Annotated in this window: 22 protein-coding genes and 2 pseudogenes; 2 read left to right on the forward strand and 22 right to left on the reverse strand. The window is 45.0% G+C overall.

Annotated elements, in window-relative coordinates; all coding sequences use genetic code 11:
* Window positions 1–56 precede the first annotated feature (56 nt).
* From NIM72_RS06670 to NIM72_RS06755, 19 genes and pseudogenes are all read right to left on the reverse strand, one after another.
* Window positions 57–629 (reverse strand): hypothetical protein, encoded by a 573-nt coding sequence (locus NIM72_RS06670; protein WP_253419531.1) that lies wholly within the window; start codon window positions 627–629, stop codon window positions 57–59.
* Between the two features lie 226 nt (window positions 630–855).
* The gene (locus NIM72_RS06675; RefSeq protein ID WP_187515059.1) at window positions 856–1,263 is read right to left on the reverse strand and encodes a hypothetical protein; all 408 of its coding nucleotides are present in this window, start codon (window positions 1,261–1,263) and stop codon (window positions 856–858) included.
* An 88-nt stretch (window positions 1,264–1,351) separates the two neighbouring features.
* A complete protein-coding gene (locus NIM72_RS06680; protein ID WP_253419533.1) occupies window positions 1,352–1,762 on the reverse strand; it encodes a hypothetical protein in 411 nt (136 codons plus the stop codon).
* Window positions 1,763–3,394, reverse strand: coding sequence for a DNA-binding protein (locus tag NIM72_RS06685; protein WP_253419536.1), 1,632 nt, complete (start codon window positions 3,392–3,394; stop codon window positions 1,763–1,765).
* The gene (locus NIM72_RS06690; protein WP_253419539.1) at window positions 3,391–4,704 is read right to left on the reverse strand and encodes a site-specific integrase; all 1,314 of its coding nucleotides are present in this window, start codon (window positions 4,702–4,704) and stop codon (window positions 3,391–3,393) included. Before NIM72_RS06690 ends, NIM72_RS06685 begins: the two co-directional genes overlap by 4 nt.
* Window positions 4,691–5,911, reverse strand: coding sequence for a tyrosine-type recombinase/integrase (locus NIM72_RS06695; RefSeq protein WP_253419541.1), 1,221 nt, complete (start codon window positions 5,909–5,911; stop codon window positions 4,691–4,693). Before NIM72_RS06695 ends, NIM72_RS06690 begins: the two co-directional genes overlap by 14 nt.
* Before the next feature lie 327 nt (window positions 5,912–6,238).
* Window positions 6,239–6,850: a hypothetical protein gene (locus NIM72_RS06700; protein ID WP_253419544.1), complete on the reverse strand. Its 612-nt coding sequence runs from the start codon at window positions 6,848–6,850 to the stop codon at window positions 6,239–6,241.
* Between the two features lie 40 nt (window positions 6,851–6,890).
* A complete protein-coding gene (locus tag NIM72_RS06705) occupies window positions 6,891–7,103 on the reverse strand; it encodes an AlpA family transcriptional regulator (RefSeq protein WP_116197327.1) in 213 nt (70 codons plus the stop codon).
* A 304-nt stretch (window positions 7,104–7,407) separates the two neighbouring features.
* Window positions 7,408–8,034: a zinc-ribbon domain-containing protein gene (locus NIM72_RS06710; RefSeq protein ID WP_253419547.1), complete on the reverse strand. Its 627-nt coding sequence runs from the start codon at window positions 8,032–8,034 to the stop codon at window positions 7,408–7,410.
* 102 nt (window positions 8,035–8,136) lie between these two features.
* A complete protein-coding gene (locus NIM72_RS06715; protein WP_253419550.1) occupies window positions 8,137–8,949 on the reverse strand; it encodes a DUF6387 family protein in 813 nt (270 codons plus the stop codon).
* A 495-nt stretch (window positions 8,950–9,444) separates the two neighbouring features.
* The gene (locus NIM72_RS06720) at window positions 9,445–10,830 is read right to left on the reverse strand and encodes a VasL domain-containing protein (RefSeq protein WP_253419553.1); all 1,386 of its coding nucleotides are present in this window, start codon (window positions 10,828–10,830) and stop codon (window positions 9,445–9,447) included.
* A gap of 46 nt (window positions 10,831–10,876) precedes the next feature.
* Window positions 10,877–11,029 (reverse strand): annotated as a pseudogene (locus NIM72_RS06725) (GIY-YIG nuclease family protein); the annotation flags it as partial.
* Between the two features lie 189 nt (window positions 11,030–11,218).
* Window positions 11,219–11,617: a hypothetical protein gene (locus tag NIM72_RS21555; protein ID WP_371876275.1), complete on the reverse strand. Its 399-nt coding sequence runs from the start codon at window positions 11,615–11,617 to the stop codon at window positions 11,219–11,221.
* 122 nt (window positions 11,618–11,739) lie between these two features.
* Window positions 11,740–12,210, reverse strand: coding sequence for a hypothetical protein (locus NIM72_RS06730; protein WP_253419556.1), 471 nt, complete (start codon window positions 12,208–12,210; stop codon window positions 11,740–11,742).
* 14 nt (window positions 12,211–12,224) lie between these two features.
* Entirely contained in the window at window positions 12,225–12,641 is a 417-nt protein-coding gene (locus tag NIM72_RS06735) for a hypothetical protein (protein WP_253419559.1), read from the reverse strand.
* Window positions 12,619–13,704, reverse strand: a complete 1,086-nt coding sequence (gene tssG / locus NIM72_RS06740; RefSeq protein WP_253419561.1) for a type VI secretion system baseplate subunit TssG — start codon at window positions 13,702–13,704, stop codon at window positions 12,619–12,621. The genes NIM72_RS06735 and tssG overlap by 23 nt, the downstream gene beginning before the upstream one ends.
* Window positions 13,668–15,101, reverse strand: a pseudogene (gene tssF / locus NIM72_RS06745) (type VI secretion system baseplate subunit TssF); the annotation flags it as partial. The gene tssG and the pseudogene tssF, both read right to left, overlap by 37 nt.
* Window positions 15,102–15,299: 198 nt before the next feature.
* On the reverse strand, window positions 15,300–15,800 hold the full coding sequence (gene tssB, locus NIM72_RS06750) for a type VI secretion system contractile sheath small subunit (protein WP_253419564.1): 501 nt from the start codon (window positions 15,798–15,800) through the stop codon (window positions 15,300–15,302).
* Window positions 15,801–16,364: 564 nt separating this feature from the next.
* Window positions 16,365–17,234, reverse strand: a complete 870-nt coding sequence (locus NIM72_RS06755; RefSeq protein WP_161735049.1) for a helix-turn-helix domain-containing protein — start codon at window positions 17,232–17,234, stop codon at window positions 16,365–16,367.
* Window positions 17,235–17,411: 177 nt separating this feature from the next.
* Between NIM72_RS06755 and NIM72_RS06760 the strand changes: the two genes are divergently transcribed.
* Complete coding sequence (locus NIM72_RS06760) at window positions 17,412–18,311, forward strand: DMT family transporter (protein ID WP_222925170.1); 900 nt, start codon at window positions 17,412–17,414, stop codon at window positions 18,309–18,311.
* Between the two features lie 35 nt (window positions 18,312–18,346).
* Here NIM72_RS06760 and NIM72_RS06765 read toward each other — a convergent pair whose 3' ends face one another.
* Window positions 18,347–18,580 (reverse strand): hypothetical protein, encoded by a 234-nt coding sequence (locus NIM72_RS06765; protein ID WP_090958994.1) that lies wholly within the window; start codon window positions 18,578–18,580, stop codon window positions 18,347–18,349.
* Between the two features lie 284 nt (window positions 18,581–18,864).
* Between NIM72_RS06765 and NIM72_RS06770 the strand changes: the two genes are divergently transcribed.
* On the forward strand, window positions 18,865–20,091 hold the full coding sequence (locus NIM72_RS06770; RefSeq protein ID WP_253419569.1) for an MFS transporter: 1,227 nt from the start codon (window positions 18,865–18,867) through the stop codon (window positions 20,089–20,091).
* A gap of 45 nt (window positions 20,092–20,136) precedes the next feature.
* Here the strand turns inward: NIM72_RS06770 and NIM72_RS06775 are convergent, their stop codons facing one another.
* Window positions 20,137–21,012, reverse strand: a complete 876-nt coding sequence (locus NIM72_RS06775; protein WP_161735057.1) for an SMP-30/gluconolactonase/LRE family protein — start codon at window positions 21,010–21,012, stop codon at window positions 20,137–20,139.
* 511 nt (window positions 21,013–21,523) lie between these two features.
* Window positions 21,524–21,805 carry a lipoprotein gene (locus NIM72_RS06780; protein ID WP_222925167.1) on the reverse strand — a complete coding sequence of 94 codons (282 nt, stop codon included), beginning with the start codon at window positions 21,803–21,805 and terminating at the stop codon, window positions 21,524–21,526.
* Window positions 21,806–21,985: the final 180 nt, after the last annotated feature.

Consider the following 21,985-nt stretch of genomic DNA (forward strand, 5'->3'; position numbering starts at 1 on the left):
ATGAAAATATAGTTTAGCCTTATCATTTTAATTTACCTTCACATTATTTAAATGTGTCATGAATTGTATTGATCAAAAACAGCAGAACAAAAGTGTGCAATCCATGCTTCATAACTTGCCATATGTGAGCATAGTGAATTAATATCATTGGTATCAAAAACAACATAAGAAATAGAACCATGCGGCATTTTTTCGCCAAAAATTTTCTTATAGTCATTAGAGTCACCAGTAAGAAATATAATACCGTTTTCATCAGGAATTTTTTTTGCCGCCCAATGAGCAAAGATATTTCGATAATCTCTTCGAAATTTTATTTCATCAAGCTTCTCAATAACATCTTTTATGTCTGAAGGAGAATGAACATAATCATGGACTGAAAAAATAAGTTTCTTAATAATAAATGGGATGCTGACTCTATCATTGGAACTTACCTTTATCACTCCAGCATTTTTAAGAGTATTGAACAGTCTATTTATATTCAACTCAATATAACTATATGTTTGTATGTATTTACCTAAAACTATAAAATCATCGTCTGCCAAGCTTTCAAAATTATCTGGAAAACAAATTTCAGCTTTTCTTTTCAAATATTCTAATCGTTCAGTTTTGAATTCAGTTGGTAATCCCATACCTCACCCCCTATTTTGCAGAAAGAGTTAAAATAAAACCCTAAATCTAAATTATTAATCTAAAAAATTACAATAAATATTTTCGATGCATTAATTGCAATTAAGATATGTCGATGAAAAGTAAGATGCCACACAATCTATTTGCAGAACACAAATCATCCAGTTTAAGTTTAAAGATCGTGTGGCAAACACATTATATATCATTTTGACAATGAATATAAAATCCTTATGCTTTTTTCTTAACCTTAAAACCATCTGATTTAAGCTCTGGTGAAGGCGTAAAGCTCTGTTTTTGAGTAGTAAATATTCTTTCAACTTCATACTCATTCCAGATAATGTATTCGATAATAAACTTGTAGAAATACAGCACTCGTTCAAGACTGACAGTTGACGGTATTGTATAGAAATTTGGACTGAGTAAAGCCGAACTCAAAACTGCAATAATGTTGCTTGGCCCCTTGAGATAGGGATTCTGATAGTCTTGCTGATACTTCAAAAAGTATCCTACACAAAACAAGTAGGCATCTTTTACGATTTTTTCTTTATTGCAGTCTGATTCATCGTATCTAAGAATGAAGCGATTAAGGAGTATCAAAAACTTCTGATCTGGCAAATATCTGTTTAATTTATTCATAGTAGCATCCTTGCTGTTGTGAATGTCATCCTGACACTTAAAGAAATATCATAATATTTAATCATGTCAATAGTTAAAACCTATCAATTTATATTTTAATATCTTTTTTAGGTAAAGGACGATTAAGCTCTTCGGCTGTAATTTGTTTTAAATGAGAATTATATAGCCATATCTTAAATTGCTCTAAATATCTGTTATTTAATGCTATCAAAGCTTCGTTTTCAGTTTCGAGCCTTTTTATTCTCTGACAAGCAATTTTTAAATTAGCAGGTTTAACCTCACATATTTCTTTCACACCAGACTTGAAAAGCTTCTTTTTTGAATTATAACAATCCGCGATTTTAACATGACTACTTAAAGATTGCCTCGAAGGTCTCTTCCCAATGATCTTTATCAACTCGTCGCATAAAGCTTCCCAGGTAAGCTTCTTATCGTCATTCCAGGTATTAATAACTTTCATTATCAATTTTTCATCATATCCAGTAATATGTTTAGCCATTTATTCTCCTTTTATTATTTTAGTTTGAAACGCATACCATTTTTCAGCATTGATATTCCCATCATTTTTATCATCATGAGTTTTTTCAATAATTTTATTATGCATTACCATTAGTCGTTCATCATCCTTTCCAGAGTCTTGCATTGGATAATAACCACATGGGTCAAAAGCATATGAGTGCTTGCAGTAACCATGCTTAGTGACAAGCACAGCTCCATTCTTCAATGAATCGAAATCAGTTATGTCCATAACAGCTATTTCTTTTTTCCTATGACTATTACCGGCCCCGATTGAAGTTTTATCTTTAATGAGGTTGATCATTTGTAAGTGTGATCGGTGATCATAGGAAACATTTTGTGAGACCAACTTCCTTCCAGACCATCTGGCGATGCTAAACTCGTCCATACCATTGATTTGAGAAAACGTATTAAGTAGATGTCTTAATTGATGGGTCCTAAGCGAATACGGGCTACCATCTTCGTTAATATAACCGTGTCTTTTAAACAAGTTTGTAGTGCCTTTGATACTTGCAAAGGCATCAATATCCGATCTAAAAAACTGAGCAGTGGGTCTGAACAAAGGTGCCAAATGATTGCTCGTTTTCTTACATAATTGTCCCTCAAATAACAGACACAAAGCATTTGAATATTTGATTTTTTTCTCTTCATCATACCAGGGGAAATTTTGAGGTTTTTTACTAAAGAGTCCATATCTGTATGACTCAGGAACCTTCCCTTCCATCGTTTTTGCAACAAACCTTGGATGGGTGGACAACTTTTTCAATCGGGCTATGGCCTTTTTAGCTACAGGGACCATTACTGAAGGAATCCATTTGATGTCTCCAGCATACCCCTTCGCTGAAAAAAACCTTAAACCATATCGTTCAATGCCGTTCTCATCATGCTCTGTAATCGCACAATCCGCAGGAAGGCTTAAAATTTCCGAGATTCGTCCTGGTGCACACATTAGCAGTGCAAGAACAGACGTTGTGAAGATGTCCCTCACAGACAGTTGGCTTTCATCTTTTGAGAAAATCTCCGCAATGGCTATGACAGACTTTATATCTGGTAATTTTGAGTGCCCTTCCAAAGAAGGTTCATAACCTTGCCAACTTTGAGTTACTTTATGCCTTAACGGATTTACCCAAAAAAAGTATGATGAGCTTGTCATTCTGTTTTCACTCAAAAATAAACATAGTTTCTCAAGTTCCTTACCAATGCCAATTGCTGTTAATTTCGTATATTTAGCCGTTGCTACTCTTACACACTCATCAAAAATGTTATTATTACACTTGACCACATTAGCTTCACCGTATGATTTCAATAACACAAACTCAACGATCTTCAACATTGCCAAGGCATTCTGGTTTAACTTTGACTTGTTAAACGAGTGAATATGAAACATATAAGCTTTAGCAAAATCAATAAAACTATCATCTAATCTATCTTTACTATTTCGATTATTGTTGATATCAAACTTATTGAATCTATAACATCCTTTCCATACATTGCTTTCCCATGAACTGGCTAACTTGGAGTTAAAAATATTACTCTTACAAAATTCAATAAAATCATTAACATTTAAATTTGGATTATTAGCATTGATTGGCTCGAATAAAATCACATTGGTCATTCAGAACTCCAAGCTGTAAAGTTTTTGCAGGTAAAACACTCTATGTGTTCGTGTTTAAAATCAGTGAACCCAAAAGAATTTAAAACATATTCTCTAAACAACTTCTTGTTCTGAATGCTATCGCCACCCAGAAAGATCTTTGATAGCGGTTCAAAAAATGAATGAAGTTTCATATCAATATCGTAAACATTGTCTGGGCTATTTTTTACGTATATCCCTGATGAGTTAATAGATTTATGGTCCAATGCTTTAGCGATCACTTCAACTGAGGCTCCTTCCTTTGCTAAACGAGATCCAAGCGTATACCTGAATCGTCTTGCATTAAGCCGTATAGCCTCGTCATTCCTTGATGATTTAATATTAAATTTAGTAGTAAAGTTATTTAGTTTGTTTGAAATAAATGAATTCTTCATATGTAAAAAATCAGTTGCAATAATGGTATCTAAACTTTGACCAGACTGAATTGATACCGATTTTTTGGAGTCCATGAATATAGGTAATTCTTTTTTTATATTACCAATACTCCGATTAATACTATCTTCGATATATTTTTGATTCATATCAATCAAGGTTGTTAGTTTTTCATAAAGGCAGTCATCAATACCTACCAAGCTAAACTCACTTCTAAAGTCCTTCCTCTGTTTTACTTTCGGTATGTTTAGAAAGCAACCTTCTCCCGTTCTGATGAGATCTTTTGCTTTTAAGGAAGTTAACTGTAATGGCCTCCTTCCCGTGGTTGCTAAAAGAATGACATAGCAATAAAGATACATAGGAATTTTGTCTTCTTTTAACAAATTGCTGATACTCTCAAGAACGATTTCCAGTTCTTCTCCAGTTAGAGGTCCACTATTTGGATCTCTTCGTTTGACCGCTTCACCTGTCAAATTAGTCTTAACCTTTATTTTTTCCAGCATTGTTAAAGCTGAGGTTTCAACTCCTACATAACCGAGCTTTTTCCACTTCGTTAGAAACTTCTTTAAAGAGTTTAGTTTGTAGTTTTTCTCAGGACCTAAATTAACATTAAATTGATAAACCGCTTTAGCATCTATCGTCTTAATGTCTATCATCCCTAGCCATTGACTAAATATCTGGTTTATGTTTTTTGTGTAACCTGCACTGTATTCAGCCGAAAAGTAAGCCAAGGTAGTAAGGTAACCAATACGCATCGACTCTGGCATTTTGTCGGCAATTTTATATGGAAAAATACAAGTCTCTTTATCTAATTGCCATCTGATATCAGAAAGCTTGAAGCTATACCCCTGCATCTTTGCAAAAACCAGACTCTCTTTTCTTAGTTTACATGTTTCCATTATATTGACCCTCAGTTATCTTTTTCAAAGATTCATAAACTCTTCCAATAACTTCCTTTTCTTTAATTGATATGTGTTTGAAGTTATAATTCTCTGACATCTTTGAATCTTTGGACCAACCCATTAGATAGCATCTCAATCCTGATTTTCGGCTGACATCTAAATTTGAATTATCAATTTCATTTGAATAAAAATAGTTCCAAGAGTGTCTCAATCTATGTCCTGATAAGTTCTTTAATTCTGGGCTTGATTTTTTAATAGTAGAAATTATTTTTTCATATGCTGAAACAGATAAAGGTTCCCCTACTGTTTTACCTGCACTGTGAGTTACAAATAGAACGTCATGTTTTTTCTTTTTAGTGTATTTATCCCTAAAATTATTTATGTAATCGAAGATCTCTATCACTAACTCGTCTGATAATGGGATTATCCTTTCGCCAGTTTTGACTAATGGCTGATTCAGCCTTCGGTCTTCAATGCAGTCATGTCTTCTAACAATACTCAGTGTGTTATTTCTAGGATTTAGATCATTTACCCTAAGATTTAGTAATTCACCTGCCCTCAACCCACAATTCAGTAGTAAGGTAAAAATGAGCCTGTTCCTCACTTGAACCTCCTTCTGAAAGGGGTTTTGGCTCCCTTCGACTTCCAACAGCCTAAACAGAGTTTTTATTTGTTCTTCACTTATCGATTTATCTGTTCTGTGATTGATGCTGAGTGAGCGATTTCGCGGAAAGTGCGCCCTTATGCTTTCAATAAAACTTTCGACTTCGTATCTGGCATGGATTCCCTTCATAGAATGAATCAATCCGCACAACCATTTTAGGTAATTTGAAAAAACGTGTATCCTGTAACTAAAAGTTCTAGTAGCAATCTGCTTTCCTTTGAGTAATCTTACATTCGTAATTTTTTGTTGATCGAATCTTTGCTTTGCATACCGTATCAGGTCATCTACTTCGGCTACATTTAGGAACCGCTTGCTTTCAATCCTATCAATGATGTTTATTTTTCTAATTTTCATAAAATTGCTAAGGATAAGTAGATTCGTTGCGACTATCTCCATCGTTGATGCAGTCGCACTTCTGTTCCTGACATTAGTTGTGAGATAAAGGTTCTGATAGTAAACTGGTAGTAGTGTTTCTTTGTTGAGAATCAAGCAGCCTCGTTCTCCATTACTCATGACAAATTTTTTTATTTTAAACGACATTATAATAACCCTCCAAAAACTTTACATTTAGTTATCACTACGGCTTATCATTATTTTATCGATTTAAATTTTGCAATTTTATTTTGTTATTTTTGTATTTATTTATAATCCATTTAGATACTTAAAAAAATTTCTTTCACGTGAAAGAAACCAGTACGGCTAGTGTTGAGTAGTCATACCCGATTCAAGAAGAAAAACTAATAAAGCCTTATTGCATAAGTAATACAGCGGCGCCAAAAAAATAATTTGGAAAGTATTCTGTTAAATTTCACTATTTTTGACATTAAAACTTTACAATTTTTAAATTATGAGATTTAAAATAAATATTCACCTTGCCGCTTTCCTATAGTAAATATCTTCTACCTCATTACAGTATTCATCTTGAATAACTTTAGCTTTACTGCGGAGTTCATCTCCCATATGAATTACCAATGCTCCTCTTTCCAACATGTCACATAGCAAAATTTTATTTATATCTTCAGTGCTTAGCTTGAGAAGATTTATGTCATCTGTCATAAATGAATCTTCATCTGGGAGAAGACACGGCATTGTTTTCACATAATAGTCCAGCATCCCTTTTTGCACACTTAAGCTACAGAGCAATACATGGTCTTCGCCCTTTTCGGTCTCTTTTACAGCAATATGAATTTCGTTCTGTGTGATTTTCTTCGTTAACTTTCTGAGTAGCTCATTACATTTAATCACTGACAATATGGTTTCATAGACATAGTTTCTACCCTCTTCTTTTAACTCAGCTAAAATTAGGAATGGATTGTATTCGCTATCTTCGAGGTAATAGCTTAAACAGGCCACGGATTTCTTACTCAATGTATTTACAGGTAATAACCTGATAGCTTCAGCATCGAAAATATTATCGAAGGTTTTTTGATTCACAAGCCTTGAAAGGTTTCCAATTTTCAGGAATTCTTTAATTTCCACATTGTCCTCACTTTGTCGATGTTGTTCGTCTGGAGCCTAACTATGAAGCTGTTCTCGAATTGCTAATGGTGTCAGAAATCCACTCATCGACTTCAATCTCAATGAAAGCTACTGACCTTGCGCCCAGTTTGATAGGTTTAGGGAATTTATTTTCAGAAATCAATCGGTAAATCCATGCTTTCTTGTAACCTGTTTTATGCATGACTTCTGGTAAGCGGATGAGTCGTGTGGTTTGTTTAATAGATGTGTTCATGATTGTATCTCCTCGTCTTGTCGATGAGTTGATACTAAGTAGACGGGAACAGGCTTTGAAGGGATGTAGTGGACATTGTTTCTTGTGGGTGATAGTTAAAGAACTATTGTGGGGGAGAATAATAATCCTTCACACTCTCTTGACATCGAGAGCATTTTATGGAAACAGATAAATTTAGATTCTGAAAACCAGTTCTCTTCCACCCTTGTGATGTTGGACATCGAACATTTGCGGTGTAAACCACTGTATTTAATTTTTTTCACAGCCTGAGATCATTTTTTATTTCATCACAGGCTTTTATTTTTCAATTTATAGGATCATTTAGGATGGTCGGATCAAAGGGGCACCGATGTTCAGGATTCCTTGTACAACATAGAAACATTTTTTTATTATTTTTAGGTCCCAAATGCCTAAGTTTCAATTCTCCATCACAAAGAGCACAATTACCTGATAGTTTTGTAATATAGACATACCCAGACCTATCGGATTCGGCATTTCTTTGAAAAATCAAAGGCATAAAACGGAATCGCTTCAGTAAAAAACCCAAAACAAATAGAAAACCACTGAAACTACATAGCAACCACAATATCATATTGTAATTATTAGGAGTTCCAATTGATGTGAAAATTGTTGCTACATTGGCGAAGAACCCAACAAATCCGACCACCATTAGCCATGCTGTTTTTATATGCTTCCCCATTAACTTAACTGGCTTTACACTTTCCCTGTCAATGAATGCTTTTGGCTTTTCATCTCTCATACCTAAATTAATGTTATTGCCTGTAAAAACATTGTGCTGTCCGGCGCTAAATCCATTATCACCTGCTATAGATTGATTCACTCCGCCTTTTGTAACTCTTAAATCCTCTCCGCACTGCCCACAATAATTAACAGTCTCAGATATTGATGAACCACATTTATTACAAAGCATTGCAGCCCCTTTTTTTAGTTTGGAAATTTATTCAGTTTGAGCATCTAATTCTTACCACTACTTTTAATATATGATGTTATTACTACAAGGATTTTTTTATGATTAGGTAAGTTTCCTCAATTGTGATAGTGACAAATCGCTAAGATGGCGATTCTTGTTAATAAAACTCTCAATGTTTTTACTGGTTTCTCCTGACATAGCTCTCTCAGCTATTGGACGATCAGTGTCTTTGAGTTGCTCATCTCCTCGAACCTCATCTGTGAGCTTAGGATAAAGCAGTCTGGAAAGGATAGTGTTTGAAAGAGAAACATCTTTCAACTTAGCCCACATAAGCAGATCAATCATTGGAAGGATACGGTAGTCAACCAACTTTAGAATCTTTCCCAGACCGAAAGCCTCTTGCTTCCTGCTCTTGATTCCATACTCTTTCCTCCATACCGGAAGTAGTGCACGAAGCGAGCCTATGATTTCTTCATCTGATGAGTTTTTCAAGTCAAAGTGTGTATACACACGGCTTTCATTGGTTCTCATAAAAACGGTTCTCATACTTTGAGTTAGTGTCTGCTCTTTGACCTCTTTCGTAAGTTGATCACTCCCTTTGACAAACGATTCTTGCGAGAACATTTCAAGAGATCTTTTGAGGCTCTCAATATGACCAAAAGTGACTTGTCGTATGTGCGTTTGGCTTTCTGCCAGATGAGTGTCGAGGTCAATTGTTTTACTTATTAATGGGTTACCCGCAAGGATTTGGTTAAAATAATCATTTCCTTCCCCAAAAAACTCAATTGAATCGAGGATGTTTTTTCTTACCAGTAACTCTTTATGCAAACCTTTCAAAGTGCAAGACTCAACATCAACATAGTTGTCGTAGTCAAACCAAGCTTGTAGCTCTTTGTAGATCTGAACAGTATCCATACCGAGGCCTTACATTTGTGTTTTTATAGCTCAATGTAGAAGTCAGCTCATCATCACCTTGAACCAGCTCTTCAATCAACAAGCTGTGAAACAGTAACAACGGCTGATAAAATTGAGTATAATTAAGACGCTTTTTTCAGTGTCTCACAACAGTTTTTAAGGTTATTTTTGAGTGTTGGTATCTATGATGGTATAAAAACCTTAACTCCAATAAAAACCTTTCAAATCAGCATTTTAACCACCAGTTCGATTTCTGCAGGGGACACCAGACTTCTCCTCTTTTGAAAACGCCCCCATCATTTAAAACCCTTAAAAATCAACATTATGCTATTAATGACGGCTACCCCCCTTTGCCTTTTCTCTGCTCACTTACCATTGATTGCTTAACGGCTATGGCTATGCTCTTCAGACAAATGAATGAACACCTGCGAATGCGTTGTAATCATGACCGGCCGGGTATGGGTAATTGGCTGCATCGAATGCTTCAGATATTTTTTATTTAGATGCATTCTGTTTTATTTCTGCATAACGGGCAATCAGTTGCTTCAGGTGCATCTCCAGCTGAGCTTTGGCAGCAGCAGGCAGAGGTTCGCCTGCGGGATTTTGTGACAATGCCCTTAGCTGCTCTTCAGCCGGTATCGATTGGCTGAAAGACTGCATGGCTGAAAAAACGACTGACTTCAGCTCACTGACCGTTACGTATTTACCTTTCTGCTCATCAAGCCCGTTAAGTCTGTCGCTGAGTTTTTGTAGCGTTGTCATTCCCTGATACCAGTCAGCAAGATGTTCTGTCGGTAATGCAATCGCCTTGAGTTGCTGCTGCCAGTTTTGTGCCAGAGGTTTAGCCTGCTCTGGCGAAAGCACCTGCGCCTGTTTTACAAGCTGTCGACTGAAGTCCATATTCCAGCCAGGCGGCAACTTATCCAGTCGGGCAAGCTGCCGCTGTGTCTGTGCGATAAGATCCTGCGGTAACGGAGTCTGCTGACGCAACATCCCCAACTGTTCAGACGTGAGAGGTGCAGGGAACGGAGCCAGTGAAGCAGCAAGCTGATTCTGTAGAGGGTCTGGCCGGTGAAGAAAATGCCAGCTCCACACTGAAACTATGCTTATTACCAGCATGGTACACATCCCGGCGGAGAAGGATTTCCATTTTTTTATCGGAGTGGGCATAGTTGCCAGCACTTCCACATTTGGCTGCTGTTCCGACTGCGCAACGTAAGCCCTCTTCACTGCACTCTCTGGCGTATCTTCATCCGGATCACCAGCAAAGTCTCTGGTGGATGCTGTCGCATCATTCATCACGGTGGCAGCCAACACGATACCTGGCTGAATGTTCGACCCGCTGCTGGTTATCCCATCGCTGTTTTCCAGCCGGACAGCACTGTTGTGCATCAGGGTACGCAACGTATCGAGCTGACTCAGATGCTTAAGTTCCAGACGCTGCAGTACCTCTCCGAGTCCGGTAAGCAGTTGCTCCGCCCGATACAGGTGGCTGAGGTCGCTGTAATTCAGCGGCAGCGAGCGCATCCGTTGCTGCAGGCGCTGACTCAGGCTGCTGAGGATTTCCATGCGCGCATGGACTGGCTGCGGCCACAGCGCCCCCCACTGATGGCTTATCAGGGCCTCGAGTATCGCCAGCCCTTTATTGAGCCCGGGTAAGCCGGTCAGTTGTGTATGCGCAAGCGTATACCAGGCTGCTGTTTGCAATTCCACACCGTTCTGCTCAAACAGTGAGAGACAGAGTTTTTCGACATAATGCCAGTTCACATCCGGGCGAGCCGGATGTGTCAGCTTACTCAGTTCATGACGCAGGGTGGCATAGTCCGGTAGCGTGCGCGGGTCGCCGCCGGTTTTGATTTTACGCGGGGTGATGTCATTCATGACCAGTTGTCCATTTGACGTACCAGGGACTATTAAAGGTTATTGCTTATGCGGCCTGGCTTTCTGCATATTCGAGACTCTGCAGATACTGTAGCGCCACCGGGTCAGCAATATATTCAACCTGCCCATGATGACGTTCAACCTCATCGATTATCCGGCTGAGCTCGACCCGGAAAAACGCCTTACGCTGCTTAAATCGCCCATTAATATTGATTAATGCTCTTACCGCGACATAAATACCCCAGGCAATGACGCCAATAATAACCAGAAAAATACCCGCAGCATTGTCATCTTTTTTTCTTCTTGTCATGTTTTATGTCTCTCCTTTCTTATTTTTATCCTGACGATTTAATTTGAATAACGAGAAGAGAATCTCTGCCCTATCCGACTAATACTGATTCCCTGAGCAAATCGGTAAATGAGTGTATCCGGGCTTACTGGCCATATAGAGGGGAGCGCATGTGGGCTGTCGGGGTTGGGTACTGACCGGTTCGTCATTTTCTGCAACACGTTGCGGCTCCTGCTTTTTCGCAGTTGTCACTTTTTTCGTTTTAGCTTTGCGAGTGGAAGTAGACTGTTTAACCGGATTGCTGGTTGCTGAAGAACTATATCCGGAGCAGAATCGCTTCGACTGGCTCAGGCTCCCGTCATTACAGACAAAACGTCCATCCGATGTGCAGTGCGCTATACCGCCTTTTGAACCTGAGCAGGGTTGCCTTCCACGCGCAGCATCGGCTTGTGCCGTAAACAGTATCCCTGAGACCAGAATAAAGATTAATTTTCTCATTTCCATATCCGTTATTTATTTCGTTATTTTGTGGCTAAGTAATCCGAAAGCTATTAACCGCTTCGTCAGGAAAACGAGCAATGATTTAAAGCATTAAAATAATGATTCATTTTCAGCTCCAGCTATGGCAGAAGCGCTAAAATCAGGTCAAAGAAAATGCTTTCATCAAAATGCTGCCCAGGGCGGGATAAAGTACCTGGCGGACTAAAGGTCCAGTTGTTCACCATTCCTGACCGCATGAATAAACGTCCCAGTGAAGTCGTATGTCTCCCATCACGGAAGGTCGCCTCCACGCACCCGGTCACACCCTGACCATAAAGGAACGCCGGCACAAATTTTACAGACCGGTCGTCGATACGCAGAACGAGGGCGGTAATCTCAAAAGTCCCGTTCTCCACCAGCAGATCCGTAACGGATGTACTGTACGCCTCCACATTCAGTCCGGTACCTTCCAGCCACACGTCCATCTGCTCCTGAAGTTGCGTCATTCGCAGGCGAAACTCTGCAATATCGGCCTGACTCTTACTGACAGATGAAACCGGAGCAGGTTGTCGGGCCTGCAATTTATCGAGAAACTGTGATTTTACTGACATGATGCTCTCTGGCCTTACAGATAGGTTGCGGTATCAATATACTGCTGTTGCTTCAGGTGTCTCAGCATCACTCGTCCCTCGGGCATAAACTCGGTGCCGTAACGCACGAGGCCAATCCCCTTAAGCTCAGCATCAATGGCATAACGCAACTCGCCGGGGACGTTCTGCTCCAGCAGGACGACCGTAATTTTTTTCAGGCGTGGCTCATATTTGAGCAGGACAGCAGACAGGGTGCCCATCAGCTCATGGGCGGTAAGCGCCTCACGGGCGGTGAAATCCAGGTGCAGCACCTTAATTTTTTTGTAGAACACGGCGTTAAATGCTGATTTGGTGCCATCGGTGATGCTTTGCGTCGCCCCGCAGCCTGCAAGGCTGAATGCCAGCAGCGGTAACAGCCAGCGCATGGTTTTAGTTAAACTTGTACGTAACACGTCGGTTTCCTTGTTGTAGTGTCGCGGGCTGCAGGCCGGTGTAATAGCCCAGTTCGGTCGTATAGGTCTGCGGGATATCGTCCAGGAGACCTTCGTCTTCCGCGCCCAGCACGCCATTCATCCCCAGCCAGAATGGGCCTTCGCCAAGGGGCGGCGCGGCCAGCAGACGGGTGGCGGTAGTCAGGGTGATTTTTGCCTTAAAGCGCCAGCCCAGATAGACACGCAGCATCACGAGAAAGTCCTGATACAGCAGACCATCCGGTTTCCAGCCCTGTGATTCCTGTTCGTTATCGGTGGACAGGGCAATCAGCAGCTGACTGTTAGCATCCATCGCTTCTTCACCCAGCGGCGTGTTGCCATCCAGAAGAAAATCGTCATCGCCGTAAAAGCCCAGCGGCTGACTGACCTCCACCGGCCTCAGGCAGTACGGGCTCACCTGCACCGTCGTGTCAGGTGCCAGCAGGCTCACCAGCGCCTGCATCCCTTCCTGGGTTTTACCTGGCTGCTGCAGTACGCCCAGCAGCGACAGAAAGCGCGATACCGGGGTAGCGATGTGCTCTGCGGTGCCCGGAATGCCCAGCCCCACCAGACCCAGCAACGACTGCGAAATGCTGTCTGTGCCGCCGGGCTCAAACGTGGCCGGGTAAGAGTATTTACGCCAGATGCGGTAAAACTGTGTCAGGATGCGGTGGCTGAAGATATCCAGAAAGCCCTGAAGCGCCTCGTGCCCTTCGCGACGCTGGGTGATGTCATCCAGGTAGGCCGTTGGTAAGGGGGAATCGACACCGTACATCCCCATAAAGGTCGTACGGATGAGCGGTGGCCTGCGGTCATCATCCTCGTCATATTCGACAGCTTTCAGTTCACTGGCAGGGAAACCCATCCCCGGATGCGGCGCAAACCGCACCGGGTCATCTGCCGGATGGCTGGTCGAGCCCATCAGTGGCCTGCCCGGATTACGTTTCTCCAGCAGTTGGCATAAACGGTAAAAGTTAATGCGGTGAAGGTCAGACTCCAGCCGCGGGGTCAGCCGGGAATGCGGCGGTTGTGCTTCTCTTCCCATTCCAGGCGCTCTCCGGTCGGTTGCAGAATAATAATCAGGCGGTTAAACAGGTAGATGTCGGTGTACAGCGCGAAGAAGCGGCTCAGCATCTCGCCGAACAGACAGATATCACCGCGCCCGGCAAAGCCGTGGCTGTCCAGCGTCACCTCAATTTGCACACCGCGTACCAGGTAGCCCTGCTCAAACCGCTCGGTTTCGCTGTGCTTCACGTCAATGATGGCTTCCAGTCGGCGGCGGTTCATCTCGCTGTCGGTCCATTCGTATAGCGCCAGGGTACCGCGCAGCACATCGGCATTATCCATCATCGACAGGAATCCGCTGCCGAGGTGACTCAGCACGCGCCAGTGAAAACGATCCTGCGCCGGCGGATAACAGGGCAGTGTCGGCGCACACAGGTTACGCACGCCGATACTGGCCGAGGTGGTTTTCATCACCGTATCCAGCACCGTGCTCTGCAGTGCTCGTCGTGGCAGCTGGCCGTTGGTGCCGGTAAGCGTCAGCGACAGGCTTTCGTCTTCCGGTACGGTGTGGTTATCAAAGGCCTCACCGCCAAGGATAAGCCAGGTATTATGCAGGCCCGATGGGCCACGGCGCACGCGGGTGTGGTAGTAATATTCCGGCGCTTCATGACGCATCATTCCGCCTTTGTGGCGGAAGCTCGAAAACGGCACGTAGGTATGCTGGCTCGATGACATCACCGAATCCACCGCGTAAATCTCGGTATGGCCATCCTGCACGCGCATCGGGCGCAGCATGTATTCTGTCTGCAGGGAGTTGAGCGTCAGCGGGTCGGATTCCAGCGGGAACAGGTTAATCACCGCCACACAGTTCAGGCGCAGATGCTTTTCGGTAAAGCTGAAATCATGCTCCCAGCGCTCCGCCAGCACCACGTCAATTTCAAACCATGGGAGCTCAGCCGGAAAGACCACGGTCTCCAGCCCACGCAGCCCTGTGAACATGAATTTTTCACGGAAGGTGAAGTACTCCAGCAGCAGCTGATAGCCGCTAAAGCTGCTGCTTCCCTTCGGCCACAGGTCATCGTCGTCGCCGAAACCCAGCGCGGTGAAATACCCGTCGAGCGGTCTTCTGTCCATGTCTCCGGGCATCCGCAACCATAGGCGGGCCGTGTTCATGGTAAAGGCCTCATGCATGGCGCAGGCCAACGGTGCATCAGCGTTGAAGTAGAACGGGAGCTGGCTGAGATCGACACGGCTCCAGTCGGCGAGATGACTGCAGTTAAAGCGCAGAGTGATGACCGAACGGCCATCTGGATCGGTCGCCAGTCGGGCACTCTCAAGCGACAATGGCTGAAGGGTAATCTCTTTGGTGGTGGTGTACCGGCAACGCGTGCCTTTCTCACCGATCGGCCGCGAGTTCACCTCAAAGCCTTTGACGATGCGCATCGCCTGCGCGTCCTGCCAGATATCCAGCGCACTCAGCTCAGAGACCGGATTCAGGGTGATTTTTTCAAACAGAGAGGCATAAACCCCGCCCGCAGCAGGACGTTCCAGCACCACACTCTCGCTACCTGCGGCATTCTCATTTTTTACAGACATCAGCATCTTCCTTTTAAATCCGTTAAATCATCGTGACCGTTATGGCTGCTTAGGTGCCAGGGCTGAAAGTTCGGCTCTGAGTTCTGCGCTTAACGCCGGGTCGAGCAGAATTTTTTCCAGCTCCTTTCGGAAAGCCTGATTGTCCAGCAGGTTTGCCTTTAAATCGCGCAGCAGGTTGCGCATGGAAAGCATCGCCTTCAGCTGAGGGATTTGTCGGGAAACCTGCTCCGGGGTGAAATCTTTCATGCTCTTGAAGGTCAGGCTGATGTTGTCTTCGCTACCGTCACCGGAAAGCGTGTTTTTAACGGTCAGATTGACTTTTGGGGAATATTCGGAAAGAACAGAATCAAAATTATTTTTGTTCAAGCTAATTTTTTTGCGCTCAGACAGGGGTGTAGACTCCTGACCATTACTGAATTCGCCCGCCACCAGTAATTTCAGGGGAAGCTCGGTTTTCTTGCTCGCGCCACCCGTATGCAAATCGAGTTTGAGATTAATGCGTGCTTTAGGGATTTCTGACTGAAAGGAAGAGTTAGACATGGCTGTCCCTGTTCTATGGAGTGATAGAAACCGCCACAGCCAGTGTCAAATATTAAGAACGGCTTACCCTGCCATAAAACATTCCTGCCATTAAACATTCAGTGAAAAGCAGAACCTGCAGTCAGAAGCGAGTACATTCCATTTACTGGCGATATGACGTGATGAAAGAGCGTAAATCCGAAATTCATTTTTCAGATAAACACTCATGGCGCGAGTTTAAAAATAGTGGGTCAGCCAAAGGAAATGATAATATGTAACCACATGTAACAGGATAAAGTTGCCAGCAAAAATCTTATACTGATTTGATATATAAGATTTTTCTTAAGATTATGCTTGTGAGGCGCATGATAGCTGGGAATAAAAAATGTTTCAGTAAGTAGTTCATTGCGGGATTAAGCAGAAAAATGACCCATAGCTAAAAGTGCGGTTAATGCTTTTTTTACAGGATCACGGCAGAAAGTGAAAACGGGAACCCACCCAAAAAGGTTAGTTTTTATAGTAAGAAATGTTAATGATTTGTGGCGCTATTATGCGCTGCTAATATTTCTGTTACCGCTAAGAAGTTCATCGACTTTCCCGACGACACGCCGAGGGCGTCATGCCATAAACCTGCCGGAAACGGTGGCTGAAGTGGGCTGAAGAGTGGTAACCACACTGAAGGGCAATATCGGTCAGCGTCAGCTCGGGCCGCTCAAGCAACATCCTTGCACGATCCATACGACGGCGCATCACGAACTGGTGTGGTGCCTCGCTAGTGGTATGACGAAACATGCGGGCAAAGTGAAACTCACTCAATGCCGCTTCCTGCGCCAGCACCGCCAGGGTTAAAGGCTGATCGAGATGGGTTTCAATAAATTCCAGAACCCGCCGTAATACCACTGGAGCGAGTCCACCCCGCACCTGGGGCAGTCGCCATTTAACTTCACTGTAGTGCTGCAGCAGATGGGTCAGCAGGAGTGTTGATGCGCTGCTCAGCGTCAGCTGGCTGGCGGGCTGTTGCCAGTCGCTGCTCAGCAGAAAGTGTCGATAGAGCTGGGTAATGCGGTCATCAACAGAAAAGATTTTCTCATGCAGGTTTAACTGCGCCGGATTACGGTCCCAGACCCTTTCGGCCAGTTGCCGCAGCTGGTTCTCGCTGCAATAGAGATGAACAAAGGCGAGATCCGCACGCAGATCCCAGGTCGATTCCGTGCCAGCCGGCATCAGACAGAAGCGGTCCGGTGCGCCACCGTTACGCCAGCCATGCGGGGTTTTATGCCAGGTATCGTAGCCGCCCGCTACGTAAAGGCTCAGCGTGTGATGATCGCTGAGGTTTGTCACGCGATCGCCACTATTGAACCAGGCTGCCAGCTGAATGCCGCTGTGAAGCTGCACCTGATCACGCAGTTGTGCTTTGTGGCGTTGCAGCATTTCAAAGGTTTGATAGGTACGCATTGGAGCATCAGTTCAGATAAACAGAAGGCCAGTTTACGGATTGCAGGGGACAGAAAACAGGCCATATCGGGACGGGCGGCAAAAATGCGCAAGATTTTGCAAACCTTGCGCAATCCGCTGCAAGACCAGGGAGCGTTGCGGGTGCAGACTCGGCGTTTTAGGGTGGAGAATCTGGCAATGAACCTGTTTTTGTATCTCTCAGTCGTGCTGATCTGGGGCACGACCTGGATTGCGATTTATGCGCAACAGTCTGCGGGCATAGGGGCCGTAACTGTCGCTGTCTTCTGGCGTTTTTTGCTGGCCTCGCTGGTCATGTTATTGCTGCTTAAGCTGATAAAGCGTCTGCACAGGCTGACGCTGCGCGATCATCTCTTCTGCATGCTCCAGGGCTGCAGCGTCTTTGGCTTCAACTTTGTCTGCTTTTATTACGCTTCCGGCTATATCAGCAGCGGACTGGAGTCGGTCATTTTCTCGATGGCCGTGATGTATAACGCCATTAACAGCTGGATATTTTTCCGTCAGCGCCCTTCCGCACGTCTGATTCCGGCCATCGTGCTGGGCATGGCAGGCATTGTGGCGTTGTTCTGGCACGATCTGCGCAGCACGCAGGCCTCTGCCGGGCTGATGTGGGGCATTGGGTTAAGTGCGCTGGGCACACTGGGATTTTCATTCGGCAATATGATCAGTCAGCGGCATCAGCGTCTGCAACGTGACGTGCTGACAACTAACAGTTACGGCATGTTATACGGTGCGCTGATCATGGCACTGGTCTCGCTGCTGCAGGGTGTTTCGCTGCAGCCGACATGGAATACACAGTGGTTTGGGGCATTGCTCTATCTGGCTATCGTGGGATCGGTGATGGGTTTCGGCGCTTACTTCACACTGGCGGGACGCATCGGCGCCAGTCGGGCTGCCTATACAACGGTCCTGTTTCCGCTGGTTGCGCTGGCACTCTCTACGCGCTTTGAGGGGTATGAGTGGCATGTCAGCGCCATCCCTGGCCTTGTCATGATTCTGCTGGGCAATATCGTGATGTTTGCCCGCTGGCCGGCAAGCCATTGCCGGGTCACTACCTGACACGGAGCGGGCTCAGACCCGCGTCCGGATGGGCATTACGCCCACTGCTGCTGAAGAAGTTTCTGTGGTTGATTGATCGCTTTACGCGCAATCCAGTAAAGCAGAACACGCTCATCGTCACTATCACGATCGGCCATCGACAGCAGTTTTAATGCCAGCGTCGATTTGGTCACAGGCTGTTGTTCTGTACTGAGTTCAATCACCGCCTGACCGATGATGCAGCAAACGTCATCCTCACTGGTACTGGATTCATATGTCCGGTCTTTCATATTTCCTCCTGTTAAGTGAACTGTAAGCATGGCAAATAATCTGTAAACCTGCTCACAGAAAGAGCTATCTGAAACATTATCTTACGGCTAATTACGCTTAATCATTAACATGCCACTTTGCTTACTAGTGACGCAGTGTCGCGCCCCCTTTTGATGTCATTCATACCGCCTGAATGGCATTTCATTCCCTGATACGTTCCGTTCATACCTTTGCTGCTCACGCGCGCGAATCACTGTTTTATTCTGACCGCAGTTTCCAGATTCCCGGACGGGAGAGATAAATTATGAACCAGACTCAACAGGCGTCTTACCAGCGTTCCCGCTGGCTTACATTGTTCGGAACGGTTATTACTCAGTTTGCGCTGGGGTCAGTTTATACATGGAGTTTGTTTAACGGCCAGCTGTCACAGAAGCTGGATGCACCGATCAGTCAGGTCGCATTTTCCTTTGGCCTGCTGAGCCTGGGTCTGGCTATCGCCTCTTCACTGGCCGGAAAATTACAGGAACGTTTTGGCGTACGCCGCGTCACTATTGGCGCGGGTGTACTGATGGCGCTGGGCTTCTGGCTCACCGCGCAGGCTAATAACCTGATGATGCTCTACTTCAGTGCCGGACTGTTGGTTGGTCTGGCCGATGGCGCCGGTTATCTGATGACGCTCTCAAACTGTGTGAAATGGTTCCCGGAGCGTAAGGGGATGATCTCGGCCTGTGCAATTGGCGCTTACGGCCTTGGCAGTCTGGGATTCAAGTTTATCTGCGGAACACTGCTGGCGACGGTCGGTCTGGAGCAAACCTTTATGATCTGGGGCGTGCTGGCCATGTCGATGATTATTCTCGGTGCGCTGCTGATGCGTGAAGCGCCACTGCAACAGACCGGAACCACCGCTAAAGGTCAGCAACATGCGCGGGATTACACGCTGGCCCAGTCAGTGCGTCTGCCGCAGTACTGGATGCTGGCGCTGATGTTCCTGACCGCCTGTATGAGTGGACTCTATGTGATAGGGGTTGCCAAAGATATCGGCGAAGGTCTGGTGCATCTCTCCACGCAGACTGCTGCCAGCGCGGTAACGGTGATTGCGATTGCCAACCTGAGTGGCCGTCTGGTGCTGGGTGTGCTCTCTGACAAAATGCTGCGCATCCGGGTCATTTCGCTGGCGCAAATTGTGTCGCTGATTGGTATGAGTGTGCTGCTGTTCACCCGGATGAATGAGGTCACCTTCTTCCTGTCACTCGCCTGTGTGGCCTTCAGCTTTGGCGGGACCATTACGGTGTTCCCGTCGCTGGTCAGTGACTTCTTTGGACTCAACAACCTGACAAAAAACTATGGCCTGCTCTACCTGGGCTTTGGTATCGGAAGCGTGCTGGGATCGCTGGTCGCCTCGCTGTTTGGTGGTTTCACCGTTACCTTTAGCCTGATTATGACGCTACTGGTCATCTCCCTGTTTCTGTCGCTTACCATTCGCCTGCCGCAAAGTCCCGTCACAACAGAACCTGTGTTGCAACGTCACTAATCACGGGCAACGACCACGGGCCGCCATTACGCGGCCCGTTAACGTTTAGCCGCGGAATCGCGGCTCTGCTATTCCTGCCACCGCGACGTCCACGGCAAAGATATCGCCGGACTGCGGATAGCGCGCCAGTTCCTCTTTGGTGCGATCTTCACGTGAACTGGTAATAAACAGCGTTTTAAGATCGGCCCCGCCAAAGGCCACCATGGTTGGCCACTTCACCGGCAGCAGAATCTCATCGACAATGTCACTGCTCTGCGGATCGATACGCACCACGCGTCCGCCATCAAACTGTGCTGACCAGTAGAAACCTTCGCTATCCACCGCGGCACCATCCGGTAATCCACCTTTCGCGTCGAAACGGCGGAACAGGGTGCGTTCGCCCGGTTCGCCCTGCGCGTTTAATGGATAGCGATAGAGCGATTCATTCGGCGTGTCACTGTGATACATCCAGCGCCGGTCGGGAGAGAAGGCCAGCCCATTGGAAATTTTAATATCACGCGCTTTGACCTCCAGTTTCAGGTCAGGCGTCACGCGGCACAGCAGCCCGCCATTTTTATCCTGCGGTTCCCACAGGCTGCCGCACCAGAAGTTACCCCACGGATCCACACGGCCATCATTAAATCGACTCTTAGCGGCCACACCGGGATTCTCTGCAATCTTTTTCTCGGGTTTACCCTGCGCATCCAGCAGCCAGACACCGTTGCGCAATGCGGCTATCAGCCCGCCCTGCTCACGCAGACCGATGCATCCCACCTCTTCCGCCTGCGGGAAGGTTTGCAGTTCACCGCTGACCGGATCAAAACGGTGAATGGCGGATGCCAGAATATCGACACAGTACAGCACCTGTTCTTCCACTGACCAGAGCGGGCATTCGCCCAGTTCAGCCTGTAAAGCCAGAATATTTTTTACGCTATGCGCCATGTTTCTCTCCCATTGAAATGACATGCTAATAATGTAGTGGTAAAAACTTTCAAATGAGAATTATTTTCGCTTGATTTTAAGACTATTCTCTTTGATAGTATTTATTATTCAGTTGATTCCGATTTTTTTATTTCCTGCCGCTGAAGAACAGAGCGATCTGAAATATTCCGTCATATCTTCTTAAATAACTCTACAAAGCCTGCATCTTCACTCCACTTTTCCAGCGTAGTGTCATAGTCATTGGAAAAGAGGAGAAGCTTCCGATGAAGAGATTAATTAAAGTCGCTTCGGTGGTTGCGCTGATGACCTTATTAAGTGGTTGTATCATCAGCCCCAGACACGACAATGGCTGGCATCGCGGGGGTGGCGGCGGATATCATGGAGGCTACTATGGAGGTTATCACGGTGGGTATCATGGCGGTCACCATCGCCGCTAACGGGCAAAGATGTCACACAGCATAAAATAAAAGCAGTAACTTTAAGGGCGGGATAATTATCCCGCCCGTTTTATTTAGCTTTTCACAGCATAATTACACTGGAACCACGCTTTCTGCAGTCCCGGAATATGACTCTCCTGCGCAGGTAACGCCTCGACTTTATCAAAGCCTTTATTGCTGCAGTAATTCGCCAGATCAATATCCATTGCATCACGATTGACCTTTACCGGGTCATAACGGTACTGCACGGTATTTGAGCCTGGATCTTCATCAACGCGTTCAAATGCCCCGGGTTTGCTGGCGGTACATCCACTCAGCAGAATCAGCGCCAGTGCGCCGGTAATTAATTTTTTCATTTAGTTATCCTCACGTTGTCACGCAGTGTATGACGCAGCATGCCACGCATCCATAGGATTAATGCGCGAAAAATCAAAAATTGAGAAGCTTTAGCCGATTAATTCAATACGATTAAACGGCTATTACTATCAGTCCAAAAGTGACAGGATATATTCAGACCAAACGAAGACTGCACCACA

This window comes from Pantoea sp. B550 (assembly GCF_024158165.1).
GTDB lineage: Bacteria > Pseudomonadota > Gammaproteobacteria > Enterobacterales > Enterobacteriaceae > Pantoea > Pantoea alfalfae.

Bases quoted from the DNA above. Each gene is read 5' to 3' on its own strand.
- NIM72_RS06690 (WP_253419539.1), bottom strand. From the start codon at position 4,704: ATGGAAACATGTAAACTAAGAAAAGAGAGTCTGGTTTTTGCAAAGATG.
- NIM72_RS06760 (WP_222925170.1), top strand. From the start codon at position 17,412: ATGAACCTGTTTTTGTATCTCTCAGTCGTGCTGATCTGGGGCACGACC.
- NIM72_RS06695 (WP_253419541.1), bottom strand. From the start codon at position 5,911: ATGTCGTTTAAAATAAAAAAATTTGTCATGAGTAATGGAGAACGAGGC.
- tssB (WP_253419564.1), bottom strand. From the start codon at position 15,800: ATGTCTAACTCTTCCTTTCAGTCAGAAATCCCTAAAGCACGCATTAAT.
- NIM72_RS21555 (WP_371876275.1), bottom strand. From the start codon at position 11,617: ATGAGAAAATTAATCTTTATTCTGGTCTCAGGGATACTGTTTACGGCA.
- NIM72_RS06710 (WP_253419547.1), bottom strand. From the start codon at position 8,034: ATGCTTTGTAATAAATGTGGTTCATCAATATCTGAGACTGTTAATTAT.
- NIM72_RS06780 (WP_222925167.1), bottom strand. From the start codon at position 21,805: ATGAAAAAATTAATTACCGGCGCACTGGCGCTGATTCTGCTGAGTGGA.
- NIM72_RS06720 (WP_253419553.1), bottom strand. From the start codon at position 10,830: ATGAATGACATCACCCCGCGTAAAATCAAAACCGGCGGCGACCCGCGC.
- NIM72_RS06770 (WP_253419569.1), top strand. From the start codon at position 18,865: ATGAACCAGACTCAACAGGCGTCTTACCAGCGTTCCCGCTGGCTTACA.
- NIM72_RS06675 (WP_187515059.1), bottom strand. From the start codon at position 1,263: ATGAATAAATTAAACAGATATTTGCCAGATCAGAAGTTTTTGATACTC.
- NIM72_RS06715 (WP_253419550.1), bottom strand. From the start codon at position 8,949: ATGGATACTGTTCAGATCTACAAAGAGCTACAAGCTTGGTTTGACTAC.
- NIM72_RS06705 (WP_116197327.1), bottom strand. From the start codon at position 7,103: ATGAACACATCTATTAAACAAACCACACGACTCATCCGCTTACCAGAA.
- NIM72_RS06730 (WP_253419556.1), bottom strand. From the start codon at position 12,210: ATGTCAGTAAAATCACAGTTTCTCGATAAATTGCAGGCCCGACAACCT.
- NIM72_RS06775 (WP_161735057.1), bottom strand. From the start codon at position 21,012: ATGGCGCATAGCGTAAAAAATATTCTGGCTTTACAGGCTGAACTGGGC.
- NIM72_RS06670 (WP_253419531.1), bottom strand. From the start codon at position 629: ATGGGATTACCAACTGAATTCAAAACTGAACGATTAGAATATTTGAAA.
- NIM72_RS06680 (WP_253419533.1), bottom strand. From the start codon at position 1,762: ATGGCTAAACATATTACTGGATATGATGAAAAATTGATAATGAAAGTT.
- NIM72_RS06765 (WP_090958994.1), bottom strand. From the start codon at position 18,580: ATGAAAGACCGGACATATGAATCCAGTACCAGTGAGGATGACGTTTGC.
- tssG (WP_253419561.1), bottom strand. From the start codon at position 13,704: ATGGGAAGAGAAGCACAACCGCCGCATTCCCGGCTGACCCCGCGGCTG.
- NIM72_RS06685 (WP_253419536.1), bottom strand. From the start codon at position 3,394: ATGACCAATGTGATTTTATTCGAGCCAATCAATGCTAATAATCCAAAT.
- NIM72_RS06755 (WP_161735049.1), bottom strand. From the start codon at position 17,234: ATGCGTACCTATCAAACCTTTGAAATGCTGCAACGCCACAAAGCACAA.